The 17,426-nt window shown below is 58.8% G+C and carries 27 protein-coding genes; all 27 read left to right on the top strand.

Annotated features, from left to right (window positions below; translation table 11 throughout):
• Window positions 1-4: 4 nt before the first annotated feature.
• The 27 genes from AC6LJW_RS11695 to AC6LJW_RS11565 all read left to right on the top strand — a co-directional run bounded on the left by AC6LJW_RS11695 (window position 5) and on the right by AC6LJW_RS11565 (window position 17,313).
• Window positions 5-238, top strand: a complete 234-nt coding sequence (locus AC6LJW_RS11695; protein ID WP_498087348.1) for a hypothetical protein — start codon at window positions 5-7, stop codon at window positions 236-238.
• A gap of 81 nt (window positions 239-319) precedes the next feature.
• On the top strand, window positions 320-940 hold the full coding sequence (locus AC6LJW_RS11690; RefSeq protein WP_498087347.1) for a hypothetical protein: 621 nt from the start codon (window positions 320-322) through the stop codon (window positions 938-940).
• Between the two features lie 139 nt (window positions 941-1,079).
• On the top strand, window positions 1,080-1,391 hold the full coding sequence (locus AC6LJW_RS11685; RefSeq protein ID WP_498087346.1) for a hypothetical protein: 312 nt from the start codon (window positions 1,080-1,082) through the stop codon (window positions 1,389-1,391).
• Window positions 1,388-1,573 carry a hypothetical protein gene (locus AC6LJW_RS11680; protein WP_498087345.1) on the top strand — a complete coding sequence of 62 codons (186 nt, stop codon included), beginning with the start codon at window positions 1,388-1,390 and terminating at the stop codon, window positions 1,571-1,573. The genes AC6LJW_RS11685 and AC6LJW_RS11680 overlap by 4 nt, the downstream gene beginning before the upstream one ends.
• Window positions 1,570-2,241, top strand: a complete 672-nt coding sequence (locus AC6LJW_RS11675; protein ID WP_498087344.1) for a hypothetical protein — start codon at window positions 1,570-1,572, stop codon at window positions 2,239-2,241. Before AC6LJW_RS11680 ends, AC6LJW_RS11675 begins: the two co-directional genes overlap by 4 nt.
• Window positions 2,242-2,353: 112 nt before the next feature.
• The gene (locus AC6LJW_RS11670; protein ID WP_498087343.1) at window positions 2,354-2,704 is read left to right on the top strand and encodes a hypothetical protein; all 351 of its coding nucleotides are present in this window, start codon (window positions 2,354-2,356) and stop codon (window positions 2,702-2,704) included.
• 382 nt (window positions 2,705-3,086) lie between these two features.
• Window positions 3,087-3,506 carry a hypothetical protein gene (locus tag AC6LJW_RS11665; RefSeq protein WP_498087342.1) on the top strand — a complete coding sequence of 140 codons (420 nt, stop codon included), beginning with the start codon at window positions 3,087-3,089 and terminating at the stop codon, window positions 3,504-3,506.
• Window positions 3,507-3,983: 477 nt separating this feature from the next.
• The gene (locus AC6LJW_RS11660) at window positions 3,984-4,382 is read left to right on the top strand and encodes a hypothetical protein (RefSeq protein WP_498087341.1); all 399 of its coding nucleotides are present in this window, start codon (window positions 3,984-3,986) and stop codon (window positions 4,380-4,382) included.
• 61 nt (window positions 4,383-4,443) lie between these two features.
• A complete protein-coding gene (locus tag AC6LJW_RS11655) occupies window positions 4,444-4,809 on the top strand; it encodes a hypothetical protein (protein ID WP_498087340.1) in 366 nt (121 codons plus the stop codon).
• Window positions 4,810-4,811: 2 nt separating this feature from the next.
• Window positions 4,812-5,636: a hypothetical protein gene (locus AC6LJW_RS11650; RefSeq protein ID WP_498087339.1), complete on the top strand. Its 825-nt coding sequence runs from the start codon at window positions 4,812-4,814 to the stop codon at window positions 5,634-5,636.
• A gap of 72 nt (window positions 5,637-5,708) precedes the next feature.
• On the top strand, window positions 5,709-6,977 hold the full coding sequence (locus tag AC6LJW_RS11645; RefSeq protein ID WP_498087338.1) for a hypothetical protein: 1,269 nt from the start codon (window positions 5,709-5,711) through the stop codon (window positions 6,975-6,977).
• Window positions 6,978-7,128: 151 nt separating this feature from the next.
• The gene (locus AC6LJW_RS11640; RefSeq protein ID WP_498087337.1) at window positions 7,129-8,001 is read left to right on the top strand and encodes a hypothetical protein; all 873 of its coding nucleotides are present in this window, start codon (window positions 7,129-7,131) and stop codon (window positions 7,999-8,001) included.
• Between the two features lie 87 nt (window positions 8,002-8,088).
• The gene (locus AC6LJW_RS11635; RefSeq protein WP_498087336.1) at window positions 8,089-8,646 is read left to right on the top strand and encodes a hypothetical protein; all 558 of its coding nucleotides are present in this window, start codon (window positions 8,089-8,091) and stop codon (window positions 8,644-8,646) included.
• 100 nt (window positions 8,647-8,746) lie between these two features.
• Window positions 8,747-8,887: a hypothetical protein gene (locus tag AC6LJW_RS11630; RefSeq protein ID WP_498087335.1), complete on the top strand. Its 141-nt coding sequence runs from the start codon at window positions 8,747-8,749 to the stop codon at window positions 8,885-8,887.
• A gap of 38 nt (window positions 8,888-8,925) precedes the next feature.
• Complete coding sequence (locus AC6LJW_RS11625) at window positions 8,926-9,366, top strand: hypothetical protein (RefSeq protein ID WP_498087334.1); 441 nt, start codon at window positions 8,926-8,928, stop codon at window positions 9,364-9,366.
• On the top strand, window positions 9,353-10,036 hold the full coding sequence (locus AC6LJW_RS11620) for a hypothetical protein (RefSeq protein ID WP_498087333.1): 684 nt from the start codon (window positions 9,353-9,355) through the stop codon (window positions 10,034-10,036). The genes AC6LJW_RS11625 and AC6LJW_RS11620 overlap by 14 nt, the downstream gene beginning before the upstream one ends.
• Window positions 10,037-10,255: 219 nt before the next feature.
• On the top strand, window positions 10,256-11,002 hold the full coding sequence (locus AC6LJW_RS11615; RefSeq protein WP_498087332.1) for a hypothetical protein: 747 nt from the start codon (window positions 10,256-10,258) through the stop codon (window positions 11,000-11,002).
• Between the two features lie 134 nt (window positions 11,003-11,136).
• The gene (locus tag AC6LJW_RS11610) at window positions 11,137-11,673 is read left to right on the top strand and encodes a hypothetical protein (RefSeq protein ID WP_498087331.1); all 537 of its coding nucleotides are present in this window, start codon (window positions 11,137-11,139) and stop codon (window positions 11,671-11,673) included.
• Window positions 11,666-11,926 (top strand): hypothetical protein, encoded by a 261-nt coding sequence (locus tag AC6LJW_RS11605; RefSeq protein WP_498087330.1) that lies wholly within the window; start codon window positions 11,666-11,668, stop codon window positions 11,924-11,926. Before AC6LJW_RS11610 ends, AC6LJW_RS11605 begins: the two co-directional genes overlap by 8 nt.
• A gap of 16 nt (window positions 11,927-11,942) precedes the next feature.
• The gene (locus AC6LJW_RS11600; RefSeq protein ID WP_498087329.1) at window positions 11,943-12,284 is read left to right on the top strand and encodes a hypothetical protein; all 342 of its coding nucleotides are present in this window, start codon (window positions 11,943-11,945) and stop codon (window positions 12,282-12,284) included.
• Between the two features lie 154 nt (window positions 12,285-12,438).
• The gene (locus AC6LJW_RS11595) at window positions 12,439-12,888 is read left to right on the top strand and encodes a DUF6283 family protein (protein ID WP_498087328.1); all 450 of its coding nucleotides are present in this window, start codon (window positions 12,439-12,441) and stop codon (window positions 12,886-12,888) included.
• 45 nt (window positions 12,889-12,933) lie between these two features.
• Window positions 12,934-13,743, top strand: coding sequence for a hypothetical protein (locus AC6LJW_RS11590; RefSeq protein ID WP_498087327.1), 810 nt, complete (start codon window positions 12,934-12,936; stop codon window positions 13,741-13,743).
• Between the two features lie 104 nt (window positions 13,744-13,847).
• A complete protein-coding gene (locus AC6LJW_RS11585; RefSeq protein WP_498087326.1) occupies window positions 13,848-14,843 on the top strand; it encodes a FitA-like ribbon-helix-helix domain-containing protein in 996 nt (331 codons plus the stop codon).
• 364 nt (window positions 14,844-15,207) lie between these two features.
• Window positions 15,208-15,777 carry a hypothetical protein gene (locus AC6LJW_RS11580; protein ID WP_498087325.1) on the top strand — a complete coding sequence of 190 codons (570 nt, stop codon included), beginning with the start codon at window positions 15,208-15,210 and terminating at the stop codon, window positions 15,775-15,777.
• Complete coding sequence (locus AC6LJW_RS11575; RefSeq protein WP_498087324.1) at window positions 15,774-16,202, top strand: hypothetical protein; 429 nt, start codon at window positions 15,774-15,776, stop codon at window positions 16,200-16,202. The genes AC6LJW_RS11580 and AC6LJW_RS11575 overlap by 4 nt, the downstream gene beginning before the upstream one ends.
• A gap of 76 nt (window positions 16,203-16,278) precedes the next feature.
• Window positions 16,279-16,599 (top strand): hypothetical protein, encoded by a 321-nt coding sequence (locus tag AC6LJW_RS11570; protein ID WP_498087323.1) that lies wholly within the window; start codon window positions 16,279-16,281, stop codon window positions 16,597-16,599.
• Between the two features lie 3 nt (window positions 16,600-16,602).
• Window positions 16,603-17,313 (top strand): metallophosphoesterase, encoded by a 711-nt coding sequence (locus AC6LJW_RS11565; protein ID WP_498087322.1) that lies wholly within the window; start codon window positions 16,603-16,605, stop codon window positions 17,311-17,313.
• Window positions 17,314-17,426: the final 113 nt, after the last annotated feature.

Here is a 17,426-nt window from a genome sequence, read left to right as displayed (position 1 = left end):
TGAAATGAAGAATCCGACGACGCAGGATGTGGCCAATCGCCTCAGGCCGATTATTGAACAGGCTGTGCGCGACCGTACTGGTGTTTCCTTCCATTTATCGCCCGTTGAGGCCTCGGCATTTTCCGCTGCGGATCTGGCGGCGCTTGCGAAAGAAACGGGCTACCCGGCACCCGACATGGCCGTGGTGGCTAGTTGGACCACGCTGGAGTCCACGCGAACATCCGAGACTGCGGTCTAAACAAACGCCAAGAACGCACTTACTACCAGTCAGCCAGCACGAATCATGCGGCTGGCCAATTATATGGGTCATAATAACTCTATGAGCATTTATCGCAGCCGCCCCCCCCGAGACAAAAACGAAGGCGTAGCGCTGGCCGCTATCGTCGCCAAAGAATCCAGCCACGGGTCGTGGAGTGGAAGCGGCGGGGGCGTTGGTGTCGGGACCGGAGGGATCGGGGTGTTCTCCGGGTCCATGAGCGGCGAGAGCAACAGCCAGACCCGTCGCGCGGCGCAATTTTCCGCGCCTAAGTCATCTGGGCAGGAGAGCTTCTACGCGAATAGTCCCATCATGATCGTGGCGTTCGTCGTCGGATTCATGGTGCTGTTCGTCTACATGGCGACGGCCCACAAGGAAGGAGCAACGGATCGACTTGTCTTGGGAGGCATAATCGGCGTTCTCGTTGTGATCGCGTTCATTGGATTTCTGGCTACCCTGAAGTCTGAAACCCTCGCGGAAACAGAGCGCAACGCGAACAATGAAGCGTACGACGCTCGGCGAGCGCAGATCTACAACCGCCTGCGCTATGTCGAAAAGGACCACGTTGTTTTCGACCCGGAGTCGGGATTTGAAACCGCAGCGCAACGACCGCATATCCTCGCGCTCATCAACACAGTTCTATCGCACTCCGCGCAGGCTGACGCCGACAGCGCCGCCGCCTAGCTGCGTCGCATGACGCGCGCGCACGGATCGATGGCGGTCGGGTTCTAAGCTGAAAAACTGTAACGCCGCCCCCCCAAAAGAGGGGCGCGCTATGACATGGGTTACAATACGCCTATTGGTTAAGCAATAAGTGAGGATCATGGCGCGTGCAAAGGTTGTCCATTCAACAGACGGTGTGGAAATCGTCTTTCGCGGGGATCGCTCGAATCCCGAGCCGACAGTTGGTGTGATCAGTTTCCCTGGTGGCGACGTTGAGGTCAGCCGCTGTTCGGACGGATCCTACTGGACGCACATCCGCGTCGATGATCCGCAAAGCATCGTCGGTTCGCGTATGGACTATTCGAGCGGGGCGGCGGCGGAGATCAAGAAGATCCCTCAGGTGCCTCGTGCGAACGAAATTACGCACATCGCGGTGCGGATCAACGTGAACGCAGGCGCGTCGCAGCAGTGACGTTGCAACCCGGCCAGCGCGTGAACACGCCTCACGGGTATGGCGTCGTTCGCGATGTAGAGCACTACAGCCGCATCGAGGGTGGGACATGTCGCGTCGGCGTTGAGCTTGATCTAAGCCCCTTCTATTACCGCACCGCGTATTACTGGCCGAAAGAAATCACCAAGGCAGAATTGAAATGACGAGCACCATCGACCCCGTGGCTGTTATCGAAGCAGTTGCTTCCGCGCTGGGCGGCGAAGTCGTTCGCCCGCCTCGCGGCGCAGACCCGACGAGATATCACATCGCGAATTCCACCCGTGGGCAGGTCGTCGTCAGCTTGGCTATTCACGCATGGGCTGGTTTGCTCTTTTCGTACGGCACTGCAAACCAGATGGGGAAGCTGAGCGTTTCCCTTCACACGGACACGGGAGTCGATTCCCGCTGGCAACAGGCCGCTAGCAGCGCGGTTATCTGCGAGCCGCTTTGTCCACCCATCAGGGTGTCGCTCGAACGAGCGCCGGAGGCCATAGCAGCAGATATTTCGCGTCGGCTTCTTCCCGGCTATCCGGAGTACTTGGCGAAGCTAGAGCCGGAAGTCAGGCGCGTGGTCGCGGCCAAGGCCCAGGAGCGCAAGCGCGTGCGTCAACTTATGGTGTTGTTGGGGGCGGACCCAACGCGCCAGGATCCTAATGACCCCCGCGTGTACACGCTGGTGCGCGGGCGACGAACCATTGCGACGCTTGGAGCCAAGGGCGAGACGGTCGATCTGTCCTTGAGCGAGGTGCCGTATGAAACCGCAGTGGCCATGCTTCGTTTGATGATGGAGAGCTATCGCATCCCCGAGCCGTGCGCGAATCTCGTCTCGTAATACACTTCGTCGCTAGGCCATGGCGAGTGGCGTGCAGCACGCGGCGGCGCAAAGCCGCTTAAGAGTGCGAGCAGAATTCCCGCCGAAACCGGCGCTTTCTCAGGTGATCCACATGGCAGATGCCCAGAACAACTACACACCGCCCGACACCGCAGCCGCAAACGCGAACGACACATCGCGGGTTAGCTGGGACGAATACCAGGAAGCGCGCTTTGGGCCTCTCCCGCCTGACACGTTTCGCATTCTGGATTGTGGCTCGCCACAGGGCTGGCATTTCGAGCTGGAATTGATCGGCAAAGCAATTGTGCTCAAAGAGCCTGGACGGGACATTTCCAGCGCTTACGCGGTCCATGAAAATCGCCAACGGGCCGACGAGTTGGCACGGCTCGCGATTGCTGCGAATCTGGGGCGGGAAGTTGCGCAGCGTGCGCAATTCAAGGTCGTGTGGGGCGGCACCGTCTGAGCGGCTGGTGCGGTCGGCGGCTCACCAGTGCGTGATTGAACCCTCACAAGGGAAATCGGCACAAAACCGCATGCTGCGTCTGCCTTGCCTCCATAGGATACTTTGTAAAGGGACCATAGAGAATGGCTACCACGACTTGGCTGCTTGTCATGTCAGCCCTCGGGTTGCACGGGCCAGCGATGTTTTCGGATGGCGACTACCGCTCGCTCGATGCGTGCAATCGAACCGGGCAAAATATGGTCGTGCTACTCAACGAGCGCGAACTCGAACGGGAGAAGCAGTTCACCACCGTCTCGAAGAATGGCCTAGACATAACCAAGGCATATAGCGCCCGAAAGTGGGAATTTCAGTGCCTTCCAACAGATAAAGGTTAGGTCCGAGGATGCCGACAAACAACCTCATCGGAAATGAAGAGCTACAAGCAATCCTGGCCCGGTTTGACTCCTGCGCGCTCGAATGCGACGGCATGACCTTTGTGCTGTCAGCTTTGCTTGAATCTCTCGGACAGCCTCATCAGAGGATGATTGGCAGCGTTCAAAGCAGCATCGATAACGCCGTGGTCAGCCCGCACTGCTGGATCGTGCTCAGCGATGGCATGGTGGTCGATTATCGGCTGCGCATGTGGCTTGGCCAGGACGCCGCCATCCCCCACGGAGTTTTTGCGGCCGATCAGTCGGCTGTGGTGTACACGGGCCAAAAGAACCATGCGCGCATGCCACCCGCGCAGGTTATAGACATGCTTTCAGACGGGCGCTATTCTGCGGCGCTTGATCTGTTTCGACGACGCTGTGCGTCGAACTAGGGCAAGCTACGCCCAAGTTCAAGCCGCAATCATTTTGGCAATCTAGGAGATTCCTGTGAAAAGTCCACCAGTCAGGATCACAAGGGCGACACGCCGCTTTGTAGGCGACGTGCTCATTGTCTTTCTAACCGTCGGGTTGGTGCTAGGAGCGATGTTCGTAGCGCAATGGGCTGAACCCGACGCCGAAACACCTGTGAACGTGTCTCTTTTCACTGTGATCGCTACGGGCGCAATTGGCGTCTTTGGACTTGGTTTCAGAATGTGGGCGTGGCGTTCGGATCGGCGGGAAGAGCTTGAAACCAACGTGGCATAGTGTGGGGCGGGCCACTTGCGGCGCGCGGATCGACGTTCTGAAACCCGAATCCCAATTTACGGACACCGCTACATATGGGTTATAATACGTCTATCAATTAACCCACATCCGTTGAATCGCCCGTCTCCACTTGGGGCGGCTCAAGCCACCAAGCGGGTCGCGCAATGACACAAACCGAACTCTTCTCCCCCGCAGGCATCCTTGGCACCATCGAGTTCTTGCCCGCGCCCAAACTGGACGTGGCGCGCTTCGAAAAGTGGCCTTTTCCCGGTCTTACTGCCGAGGAAACCGCTCAGATGCTTTTGTCGCAGAGCGCGGAATTCACGACGGTGGTCGCTGCTGCCATTAAATCGTATGGCGGCGGGCCGGTGGTAGAGGGTCAGGTTCAAGCCGCAATCCCCGATGACTGGAAACGTGTCCTCGGGCGCTGGATGCACGGGTCGCTCTCTGTCTGGCAAGGCGAACAACACGGCATCGATGTCAAGTACGTCACGCATGACGGCAAGGGCCATCATTTCGAGTTTCGCGCAGTGGGATTCGACCACGACGGCGCTGTTCATTGACGGAGGTAAGGGACGCAAGGGTGTGCGCCACCGCGCGACTGGGGCTAACTTGATAGACAGTATGCAATACCTTCACGACGACGTGTACCTGCTGGACATTCGCGGGGCGGAGGTGGCCATCCACCCGAGCCTTGATGTCACGTTCAAATATGCGCATGAGCACGCAGGGATTTACCGCGTCGATGTTACGCGGCTTGCGCGAGCCAGCGCCGCCGCGTTCGCAGCGTCTGTCAACGTCTACTATGGCAGCGGCCACCGCCTGTCCACGCGCTTCATTCGGATTGAAGATGCAGAGACGTGGGCAGCGTTGGCCCGTGCGAATGGATACGCTGCACGCAAGCAGGTAGCGCAGGAGAGAGACGCCGAACCTTCTTCTTTTGAAGAGGTTTCTACAACACTAAACGCAGGACCGGTACGGACAGAATGACCATGGATGAACTGTTGAATCGTCAAGCCGAACGCCATAAGCAGCGTGCAATTCAATTGCTTTTGAGTGTCAATGGAGCTGCAAAGGGCTATCCCCGGCAAGTAGTGAAGCATGTGTCCACTTGGCACTCTACTTCCCAACCACACCTCATTCCTAAAATGTGGCGAGATAAGGTTGCCGAGATCTTTGACGAACTCGTTTCACCCGCCACCATGGAGCATCTTGATCGCGCCGTGTTGTTGTACCTCGCGGGGGACGACACCGACCTGCGGACCTATGTTCCGGATCGGGTGTCCGTAGAGTTTGGCTCCTTGCTGGCCAATAGTCCTTGTCAAAAAGGCTTTGAGTTTCGTTCGCGGAAGTTCTCCGATCCGCTCTACCTGACCCCCGCTGGATTCCTTCGAGGGTTTCCGGAGGTCGATGAGGATCTTTTTCTTGACGATGAGCAAGCAGAGAGAGCCATCGCGTTCTACAGAGGTGTGCCTCACTCGTTCAAGCTTGACAATGCTCTCTATCGGATAGGGCCAGCCGTCCTCGGTAAGATCGGTGGCGCTCGCTATGAGCGCTGGCTCCGCGAGGTCAAAGGAAAGGATTACGTCGTACCCCGGCGCAGCCTTGTTGAATCCTACGAAATCTACAAAACTTCGGACCGAAAAGGATTGGAAGAGCTGTACTCGCCGACACACGTCTTCATGTTGATCCGCAAGTTCAACAGCCAAGGTTGGCCCGTGGACAAGCAGGATTGGGATCGCATCGTGCATCCAGCGGGATTGGGCGCGAGCCAATTGTCTGCGGCAACGCCGCCGCCCGCGTTAGAGCAATTCTGAGGGCTATCAAATAGAGATATCAATTCGTTGTATTAAACTAACCCTCTGAAAAATTTTGATGAGGGTTTTTTCATGTCCACGGACAGCCGAAGAGGATTTATCAAGGCAGCTTTGGCTGCGGGCATTGGTGCAGCTTCCGGAGCCGCCCAGGCCGGATTCGCCCAGCGCGACGGGCATTTTAAAGGCGCGACCGACAAGGACGCTCTTCCGAAGGGTCGTTTGATCGTCTTGTCGTACAAGCATGATCGGCACTGGCGCGAATACACCGGAAGTACGATTGCCTCCAGTCTTCTTTCGGTTGCCTACCCCATGCGGACGCTAGCGATCACTGCGTCGTCATCCACCAACCTGCACGATATCGCAGCGCCGTTGAACAACCCTGACGGCGTGCTATTCGGTATTGGCCATGATGTTCGCGAAGTCCTGGAAATCTTCAACCCCGACCTCTCGCTGAGAGCCACGCTCCGATTCGACGGAATTCGATTTAAAGGCCATTCCTTGCCGTACGGCAAAGGCATCTTGGTCGCCGCCGAAAACTCCGCAGCGCCCGACAAGAACGGCTTCCTGCTGTACCTAGACGACAAAGGCACCGTGCTTTCCAAGCACACAACGGGCGGGCTGGGGCCGCACGAAATCGTTGAGTGCGGCGAGTACCTTGCCGTCGCCCACTACGGCTCGGCACCCCGGAAAGGCCCTTACACGGTGGGGCACATGTACGACCTCGTGTCCCCCGGCGTGTCGTTCCTGAAGAAAGACAATCTTCAGTTCGTGGCCTTCCATGAGCTGCCCGACGAAGGTGGGGCGATTACGCATCTTGCGCACCAAGGCAACGGGCAGGTCGTCGCAATGGGTATGAACGCGCTCAAGCCAGTCGTAGACGGCCCGGTCAGCATCGCCGTGATGCGGGAAGCGATCAAGTATCAGGTTGATCTGCTGGCGGAGGAAACGGGGCCGAACGCCTTCTTTCACCAGCCGATTCCGCTTCACTACGTGGATGTGGAGAAGGGCATTACGGGCAAGACGGACGCGATACCGCAGCTCATGCGGCGGGGCCAGTCCTTCGCCCAGGATTGGAGCTTGGGCCTTACTGTTGCAACCTTCGCGGCTTCGCAAACGCTGCTTGTGCAGGACGCGCGAACAAAGAAGATTCGCTTCCTCAACACGCTGGACTACGGCGTGGCGGACCCCCGTGGTTGCGCCTTGATCCCGGGAACGGCTTGCGTGGCTGTAAGCGGCAACGCGAACAACATCGCGATCATCAATCTCATCAACGATTCTCTGGTGGACCTTATCGGCGTGCCGCTTGAGCAGCACTCGCACATGCGCTGGTTGTCTGCATAGAGCATTCGACGCGGGGTGGGGTGTTTTAGGGAACCGTGCGCGCCACCCCAAGTTCTTTGAGATACGCCTCATGAATCTCACGCATAGCCGGTTTCGTTAGCATGGGTTATAATGAGTTATTCAAAACACGACAAGCGAACTAGGACCATTTATGCCGCGCGTAGACTCCGCTCAGTACGACTACACCGATGAGAACGGTGATCGCCAAGTCCTGCGCGTGCCCTACGACGTGAATGCCGAGGGCGTTTTCACGACGATGGTGCCGGAATGGCTGGTAGCGAACGTAAAGGCGCTTCGCAACGCGGAGCCTCGATGGCACTCTGTCTCGATGCAGCAGTTGCCGAAAAATTTCCGAATCGCAGGTGGTCAACTCGCGCCGTTGAAAAGCCTCATCGAAGCTGCATTGCGTGAGTTCAGTGCTCCCGAAGTCCATGCGGAATTGGTCATCCGTTACGCGATCACGACGGAGGCTGCGGCTTGGGAGCTTCCTGACGGTCGCCTTGCAGCAAATGGACGTGTTGGAGAGCAGATATGGCGCGATTCACCCAGCGAATCGAACTCGTGCAACACGGCAAGCGCTGGAGCGGATGGATACGGGGCATGGCCCAAAGAGCTACGCTCCATTCATGCGACGAAATCCGCCCGTGGTGGCTATATGACCAGGGTCGGGGCAGTCGTTCAGCGCAAAGTGACCACCACCCGGGGGCAGGCCATCAAGGTCGAGTACCAGCCCATCTACGATGCGACTGCGACCGAGGATCCGGCGATCTGGCGTCTGAACAGCTTTGTCGGAATGGGAATGGACGACACCGTTCGAAGTCCATTTGACGGAAGTTTTCAATCGCAAGAAATGCCATACTCGCCAGAAGCTGCGGATTTCTTCTACTCCGTGATCCTCGGAGTTGCTCAGCTTGCATTGCGCTTGGAGCGATTTTTCGGCGACCAAGCGACGTTGATTGCCCACATCCAAAAGGGAACGCCCCTTTTGGGAGTTTCCCCGCCCGAATCGGCAACCGAATCGTAAATAACGGATCGCTTGCCGTTTGTTTTGTCGCGCCCCTGTACCTCTGTCGAAATCGTTAACCGTTTCTCCACCAAAAGATCTGCTCTTATGAAAAACGATAATCTCTTCTTCATACTCTTCCCGAATCTGAAGCGTGACATCTGGTTGATAGCATTTGTCACTGGTTTTTCCTTCATCAGTGCGTGCGTTCTTAATTTTTCACCTGAAGACGCTGAATGGCGTGGATTTGCCGAAGCTATCTTCATTTTTAGTTTGCTCGTCTTGGCGCCGGCGTTTACTTGGTTTTTTATGCACTACTTTGTGAGGCTGCTAGCAATTTATGCTGTCCGCCGGGAAGAGGAAGCTGAACGCCGGGAAGAGGAAGCAATCTGCCTACGAGAACGTGCTGTTATCAAAAACAATAACCCCTCCATCAAGGACTTCCCGGGTCTGAAGCCTGCCATCTGCTCTTTAGCTGTTGTCATTGGCTTTTGCTGCCTCTGCGCGAGCGTTTTGTACGGCTTAGCTCAAGACGATGAAACTCGTCGCTTTGCCGACGCTTTCATTGTTTTTTATTTGCTTCTCTTCGCATTCTGGTATCGCTTTTGTCTGCAACTGCCTTTCCGGGCCTGGAAGAGGGAACAATCCGCCAGCCAGAACGAGTAGCGAGCGCTCGCATCGCCCAGCCCGAAGCGCAATCGCGCCAACATGGGTCACAATACCATTCAACGCGCACATACTGCGCACACGCGCGTAAGGAAGCCAGATGCCCCTGCTCGGCGTGGCAGAATTGGCGCTTCGCATGCAGCGTTTTTTCGGGGACAAAACGGCACTGCTGGCGCAGATCCAGAAGGGCGCACCCCTTCTCGGTATGAGCGCCGCAGCCAACGTGGAAGGCCCGGTATAACGCTTCCCGACTTGGCACAAAGCATACGCAGGAAACCAATGCAAAAGAGAAAGTGGTCGCCCGAAGAACTGGAGGCAGTTCGTGCTGGCGTCGCGGACGGACAGAGCGTCGCGACGTTGGCTCAGCATTGGGGCCGCTCAGTCGGAGCTATAGAAAGCAAGCTGTGGCAGATTGAGCAGCGGGAGCGGCGTCAGCGCCAGGACGCTGTTGCGCCTCTGGTTCCCCGATCAGGGCAGTCGTGGGCGCAAGAGGAAGAGGATGCCCTGGTTTCAGCTTTCAGCGAAGGTGCGCGCATCGAAGACCTTGTTCGTAGCCATCAGCGCTCGACCGCAGCGGTAATGAGCAAACTGGTTGCGCTGGGCCTCGTGTACGACGAAGGTGGGACGTACTACCGCAAAATTCGGATCATTCATTGGCATGAATTCGTCGATATCGATGAGCGCGTGTACCGTGCTGGAAATGCTGATGAGCAATCTTGAAATTGAGCGGACGGGAGCACGCGTTGCGCCCCCGCCGCCCACCCCCCATGAGGGGCAGGCTTCGGGCACCGCCCCGGCCACATTGGACCAAGCGCAGTGGCGCGCCTTTTGTCAGCGGCTCAGCAAAGAGGCACTTCAAGGGAGCGGCCTGTCGCACGACGTGTTCACCGGGCGATATAGCGAGGGCGTTGACCGCGCAATCGAGAGGCTTCCTACGCATCATCGCCTGCGAGCACTGCGCCTCGCGAAGCTCAGTGGACAATACTCGTCCCCCGCTGAAAGGGCGGAAGCACTGCGCTGGAACGCTGCGAATGGGTGTTGCAGCCACGGCATCACTCTGGGCTATTGTCCGGCTGGTTGCGATGTGCCGGACGACTATGAAGAAACCACCGACGACTATGCCCACTTCGAAAATGAGTCGAATGTCGAAGAGCAACAGGGTCGGCCTGACGAGCATCAAGACCGCTTAACCCCATCACCGCTCGTCAGTCGCTACGATGGCACTGCCAAAAGCGCTACCCGCCAGCCCGAGCGCTTCGGTGTGCGCTCCCGCCCTGCCGGGCAGCCTCATTTCTCGAAGCTGGGGCTTTACCTTCGACTGGCTGTGCTGCTACCCATTGGCTTGGCTTCATTGGTCCCGTTAGTGCTCTTGTTTGATGCAATCTTCTGATCGGAAGGATTGCGGTGATGGAACGATGAAATTTCCGGGCTTTCAGAAAGAGTAACCGTTGCTTCCTTGGCGGGCTTTGAGAACCAGATGTGAGTTAAAATAGGGCTTCGTTGAAAAAGCAAAACAACAGTGACTTAGACGGCATAGACCCGAGCACATTCAACAGCCCAATTCTCACCAGGGGCATTCGCCCCCCGGCCCATGATGCAAGGATCGACCGTGAAGAATCTCGTTCAAGAGCCAGTGGTCAGCCACGAAACCGTTGCAGGAGAAGACTGCGAAGTGCGATCGCATCCGGCGTACGCGCAGATTTTCGCCAGCCGTATTAGCGGCGGAGCGACGCTCTACGGGTCGGACTTGCGGCATTCGAGCTTCGTTCGTCTGCGCATTGCGGGCAGCACCTTGACGCGTCGCGGCTGCACCGACTGGGCAATGCCTTCCGATGTCGCCATGGTCGAGGTGGACATGTCCGAGGCAGACTGGGCGACATTCGTGTCTTCCATGAACGTCGGCAATGGCGCGCAATGCACCCTGCGGCGGTTTAACGGTGAAGTCATGCCCCAATTGCCCGCGCCGAAGGGCCGGGCAGAGCAATTTGCTGCTGAAATGGCCGCGACCATCGAGCGCGGCATGCAGGGTTTGAATTCGCTCAAAGAGTCCGTGGAATCTCTCAAGCTCAGCGAGAAGCAGAAGGCGAAGCTGCTCGCCGACATCGCGAGTGCGCAACGCAACTTCGCAGCGAACACGAATTTCGTGGCCGAGCAATTTGACGAACACATGGAGCGCACCGTGGAGCGCGCCAAAGCCGACTTCAACGGCTTTATCGCTTTCACGTTTAAGCAAGGGGAGGACCACCTTGCGCAGGGTGGCCCGTCAACACGCCGCGCGCCCCCGAGTCTGGACTACGCCCCAGGCGCTTCGCAGCGGTCCACGCCCCCCGAGGGTGAGGGCGGTTTGCCCGAATAGTATGCGCCGTCCAAAGGGATTAAGCACATGCCCCTTTTCACCGCGCCGCAACGCCAAGCCAGCGGCATGAAGACCGCGCCGTTTGGGTCCACCGACACCCTTGATCTGCATAATCACCTGGAAGGGCCACCACTATGAACACGAACCAGCGTACCGCGCTCGAACACTTCAAGCGCTGCGCCGACGAGGCACCGCAAGGCTGCTATGAAGAGGCCAAGGCGCTGAATGCCGTCATCAACGACGCCTTGACAGGCTTGGCGCAGCAGCTTCGCGGCCTGGGCCTGAGGGCGAACAACTGCGACTTGGCTTTCGAGCTGGAAGCGGCCATCTACGCCTATGTCAAAGGCTCCAACCCGGAGGCGACCGTGTTTCCGACCGCAGAGGGTTTCGGCAAGGGTTTGGACGGCCCCGCGCGCGAGCGAATCTTGCTCCAGGCACAGCAGGACCGCGATTTTCTTCGTTCGCGGTTGAAGTCGCATCCCCAAGTGCTTGTCGTAGATCCGCCACCTTTCGAACGCGGCGATAGTCGCCCTAAGGTTTCGGCGTCGGAGTTCCATGACGTGAATCCTTTCCAACAAGGTGATCCGGGGGTGCTCGCCCAACGCATCGTGACCTTGCTGCCGACCCCGCCCAGTTCCGGACCGAGCGGGGAAGGGCACGGCAATGGTTGACAAGCACACCGTAAGGACGCCCGGCGAGGCATTGGCCTACATCGTGGATTGCACGCTGGCCACGGTGGAAACATTGGCCATGAAGAAAAGTCGTTCAAAGGCGGAGTTCGAGCGACAGGTCGCGATGGGCCAATCCGGCGTGGACTGGATGCGGAGCATGAAGGTCGATTTCTCGACCACTCGCGCCAAAGAAGTGGTTGAGAGTTTTAACGGCAACGTGATGAAGTGGGCTGAGCGCTCCTTTCCGAAATAAGGCACTGGAGGCCTACATGTGGATTGTTATGGGGCTGAACTTCGGCGGCCTTTTGATGTGGGCCGTGGCTTCGCTGGTCTACGACGCGCCGCTGTTCGAGTCTTTTCGATTGCTTGCTTTTGACACCATCCGTTTGGTACTACTCGTCGCATGGTTGCGCGTTGGCTACGTTGCTGTGGATTGGTTGCGCGGCGTGGTAAGGGCCAGTGCGTTTACCGTTCCCGGCACTGGCGCGGAGCACCCACCAGTTCAGCCATCGCATGGGCGTGGCACCGAACTGTTGGCGCTTGTGGCGTTTGCGGCAATCACAACTGCCGTCATTAAGTTCGTGCCTATTCTTCTTTTCGGGGCTGGTTAGCCAACTCTCGCTTCACGAATTTGAGGCTCGTCATTCACTGGCGCAAGGCGTATATGAAGCTCGATGAGTTACGATAAGTCGCCGTCTCCAATTTCCGCATGCTCTTGTGCTGTAATCTGGCTCAAGGCGAGCAAACTACCGCGAGCTTTGGCCGATGAGCGAATCTCCTGAAAAGTCTGCGAAGAAGAAGACCTCCAAAGCGAGGGTGGTGGCCGTGCGTCCCGCCAGCGACAAGGATCAGGTGGTCACTGTAGAAGGTGGGCGAGCGACGTATCGCCGTAAACCGTGCTCGGACTGCCCCTGGCGCGTCTCGGCGGTCGGCGAGTTCTCGGCAGAATCCTTCCGACATTCCGCATCCACGGCCTACGACATGGCGCAAAACACGTTCGCCTGCCATCAATCCGGCGTGAAGAGTCCTTCCCTTTGTGCTGGTTTTCTGCTTCGAGGCGCGGACCACAACTTCATGGTGCGCTTGATGCGAATTCAGGGCCGATTGAAGAACGACGTGACGGATGGCGGTGCAGAGTTGCACGACAGCTACCGAGACATGGCCATCGCCAATGGCGTCGATCCCGATGATCCCGTCTTGAAGCCATGCCGCTGATCGCCTCCGCAGCGCGCCGCGCGCGCCCGGCCTGCGGGTGGTGATGTGATTCTCTTGTACCTATGCCTGTTGCTTGGCCCAGCGCTGCTGATCTTTCTTTGGGACCGGTTTGTTTTCGCCCTGGTGCCGCGTGCATGGGTCGTCTATCGCATCACCGGGATTGTCGGCACGCCATTTCATGAGCTTGCGCACGCGACTGCCTGCCTCGCTTTTGGCCTACGCATCACGAAGATGGCCTTGTACGCCCCTGACCGCGCTTCGGGCACGATGGGCTACGTGAACTTTTCCTACAACCCACGTTCGCTGAGGCATCAAGTCGGTTGCCTCATCCAGGGCATAGCCCCGTTGATCGCTGGCGGATTTCTGGTCGTAATTATTTTGGGAGCGTCCGAAGTCGCGCCCCCAGCGCCCGGGGCCGCAGCGTTTGCGCAATGGCTGTGGACGGCTTCTCGCGACGCGATGCTGGGTAGCTATCACCTCGCCCTTGAAAGCGCCCGTGGAGCGCTTCTGGCGCTGCTGGTGGTGGTCGTCAGCATGCACTGCATCCCGAGCGTGGCGGACATCAGGATTGGCCTCAGGGGCTTTCTCACGCTTCTGGCCATAGGGGCGGGCGTACTCCTTGCTTTGCACGCGCTCACCGGATTCGCTCCGCAAGATTCCACGTTACCGAACTTCATTGCCTCCGCCCTGGCAGCCATTGAGGCGGGCCTATGGTGGATGATGCGCGCGGCAGTCACCCTGGTGACGCTCGCGCTTTGCGGTTCGCTGCTTTTCATCCTTCTGCCCGCATTCGCGTTCCGAGGCGCGTGCTCCCTCATTCGCCCCGAGCGGGCGCTGCCCCAGGCCGACGAATAGGGGTGCGCTCCCCCTGGAGGTTCAAACAGTCTTCCTGTTCTCCTTGACTGATGCGGTTTCATTGATGTCATTCTGTCACGCAAAACAAAATGATATCAATCTGTATGAGCAACAAGATTCTGGTACGCGGCCTTGAAGACGACGTGTTCTATGCCCTGGAGTCGATGGCGAGAGCAAGTGACCGATCCCTTGAAGCGGAAGCGCGCCACGCGCTTCGAAACTGGGTCCAACCTGTCCTGAACAAGGAAGAACGCAGTGCGCGGTGCAAACAACTGTCGCAGCGCTTGGATTCGTCGTTGGAGCAGATCAACTCAGCCACGCGCAAGCGCTGGCGTCCGTCGCACATCGCTGAGGCCATTGGCGAGTCCACCGTCGAGTCGGTCGAAAACTGGTATCTGGGATGGGAAGAACCTACCTTCCAGCAGTTGCAGAGGATTGCCGAGCATCTTGGCTTGAGTCGCAACTGGCTGCATCACGGGGATGGAGCGCCGTTCCCCGTGGGCGACGTTCGACTGAGCGAGGATCCGACCAAAGCGGCCCGATGGTTGCTCAACCTCCCGGCCGATCCGCAAACATCACCACAGTCGGATCAGCCAGCGCCTCCTTTCCCGGGGCTGAAGCGGCTGATTCTGGTTCGTGCTGCGGACGAGCTTGGATCGTTCGCAATCGTTAAGCAGCGCGACGACCATCGGTGCGTCACTTACCGGACGGGGATGAACATCAGCGAAGAAATCGGGGCTACGGGTGAGGCCCAATTGATGGCGCTCTCGGTGACGTTGGAGCTTTTATGTAAGCTTCCCAAAGGGGGCGTGCCGCTCATCACGAGCTGGATCGTCCCGGATAAGATGTTCAATGCCCTGAGGGCGGGGACGATTCACCCGCTATCACTCGATGATGGCAGCGTGACCAAGCTGTGGTGGGAAGACTTCTGGGACGAATCAATGTCCAACAGCAAGACGTACTGGCACCGCTGGCCCGAAATCACGACACGCATCTGCAAGGCCGTGGACGTGACAAAGCGGTTGGCCCACGAGCGGGAACAGATCCGCACAGGCGATCACCCGGCGCTCACGACGCTTGCCACGCATCTGTCGCGCTAGGCCTCATCGGGCGAATCTGGAATGGAAACGAGGCAGGCATGCCCACACGCCTGAACACCGTTCAGTTCATGGCACTGTGACCGCCACGAGAACAGGCTAACGGCAAGGAGCACCGTCTTGCTCCAAAGCGCCAATGCGACCAGCCAGCAACGCCATGCCGCCCAAACTCAACCGAGCAAAGCGGCTTGTCAGCCAGTCCAATCGTCGAGCCTAGGCTCCTTGTGGAAGAGGGCCGTGTCGCGAGTGCCTTGGAGTCGTACGGGGGCGTGAACGGCAAGGCTGGTGGCATCACCGGAACAAAAATCGGCGGTTGCGCGATGACATGGGTTATAATGCGTCTATCACCTTCACAAAGGAAGCCGCGATGAGTTTGACCCCTGTGCAACCTGATATCGACATCGACGTTGACGCCCTGGCGCAAGAGATTCGCCGCGTTAACGGCGATCACAAGCTGGGGGCGGGGGCGCTGGCCGAAGCGCTCGCACCATTCATCAACAAGGGATGGCACCTTACCCAGGCGGCTCGCGAGCCGTTCGGCTGGTTGGTGGTGGGGCAGACGACCACGCTTTTCGCCCGCTCCAGCACGCGGCCCGATTTGAAGCACATCAACGGCTTCGATAACGTCGTCTCCATGATTCCGCTTCGCCAGTTGCCCGGCGCGATGGCTGCCGACCTGGATCGCCTGCGCCTGCTGGAACGCCAAGCTGCTTACGAAACCGCGCTCTCGACGCCCCAATCGACGGACACGCCCGCCCCCGGCGCGAACGTCGCGCAGTTGGCGCTTTCGGCCCTGCGCTTTTACAAGGAATCGTGCAGCGGCCACGAACCGAGCACCAGTGTGTTTGATCGGATGGTGGACGAGGCATTGGCAGCCGCCGCATCTGCCCCGAAAGGCGCGTTCGATCCGGTCGCCAGCGAGCCTCGTCCGGCATGACCCGATCCATCAACCAATCGGCAAGGCCGGGGGCGAACCCCGGGCAAGACACGGACGCGGCCAATGCGCCGCTCATCGTGGCTGAGCACGTAGTTCGGGATTCACGCGGCTTCTGGCGGCACACCCAGATGCCGGACCCGTTCCCGGATTACCAAGCGTTCGAGCTGTGGTACTCCCATCACCAACTCGAAAGCCGAATCGTCCTGATGACCGAGGATGGCGAAGCGCGTGATTCTGCGGGCGCGCCAACCCTCATCATCGCGGAGCACTGCGCAGCTTGGAAGCCAAGCGCGCCACAGGGCGAGGGCTGGTTTCTTCTTTGCATAGGTATGAGCGACAGCGAGGGGCCAGCGGCTTGGTGGGTACGTCGGCGGTCGGCCACCAGCGTCCAGGCGCACGATGCACGCCACAGCGAAGATCTGTAACGCGCGGCGGCGGCAACTCATTGCCGCTCGCATATGGGTTAGAATAGATGTATCAAACAAGCGAGCGCCGTGCGCCATGGCTCGCAAGTCTGCCAAGAAGATGAGCGCACAGGAGAACGAAATGTTGGTGCAGCGTATCGTGAGAAATGTTGCGGCCACGCCGGGCTGGGAAGGCTCCGTGGATCCCGCTTTGAAGGTGTTGAGCAAGCCCGCCGCGTTCGGAGCAACCGACTATCTCGTGCGGTCTGGCGATGACCAAATCAAGTTCACGCAGGAGACGGAGCGGGGGCGCAGCTTCAGCATCGAATGGCCCACTGTTGGCCAGCTCCGAATCATCAACATCCTCACGCAACTCGGCGTCTTCGCTCACCTGAACGGTACGACAAAGGTACTCTGATCCATGCTGCAACGCTTCTCCCGCAACACCGCTGGCCGGGACTTCGCCGTGGGTGATGTTCACGGGCACTTCAGCCGTCTGCGCGCCGCTCTGGCTGCGGTGAACTTCGACCCAAAGGTTGATCGCCTTTTCTCTGTGGGTGATCTGGTGGACCGAGGCCCGGAATGCACGGACGCGCTCAACTGGCTGGCGCTGCCGTGGTTTCATGCGGTGCGAGGCAACCATGAGGACTATGCGGTCCGCTTCGCGGCGGGCAATCCCGTGGACGCAGAGAACTACCGTCGCAACGGGGGAGGATGGTTTTTGGATCTGCCCCATCCGGAGCAACAGCGGTTCGGCACCGCGTTCGCTGCATTGCCCATCGCCATCGAGGTCGAAACCAGCAGCGGTGCGGTGGGGATCCTGCACGCCGATTGCCCCATGGAGGCATGGTGGATGATCGAGTCGGTTTTCAGTGGTGAAGCGACCGCATCGACGCAAAAGCGCGTACGCGAAGAGTGCATGTGGTCCAGAAAGCGATTCGAGGGCAAGGACGAGGCGGGCGTGCAAGGTCTTCGCGCCGTGGTCGTGGGGCACACGCCTGTCACCCAGCCCGTCTGGCTCGGCAACGTCGTGCATATCGACACGAAAGGATGGGCGCAGGACGGCAGCGGTGACTTCACCTTCTTGCGCCTGGACACCCTTCAAACCGTCCAGGTCAGTAACGGCAAGTAGAATTCGCGTGAGCAACCACGAAGCACCATCGCCAGCCGCGTGCGGTGCGAGTTGAAGCAGCCGCCCGGGCGTCGCCGCTGGACTACCGGACGTGAATGAACGTACGACCAACG

The organism is Achromobacter sp. 1012554356, assembly GCF_059760815.1.
The sequence above is the reverse complement of the archived record's forward strand: the minus strand, read 5'-3'. Positions and strand labels throughout refer to the sequence as shown.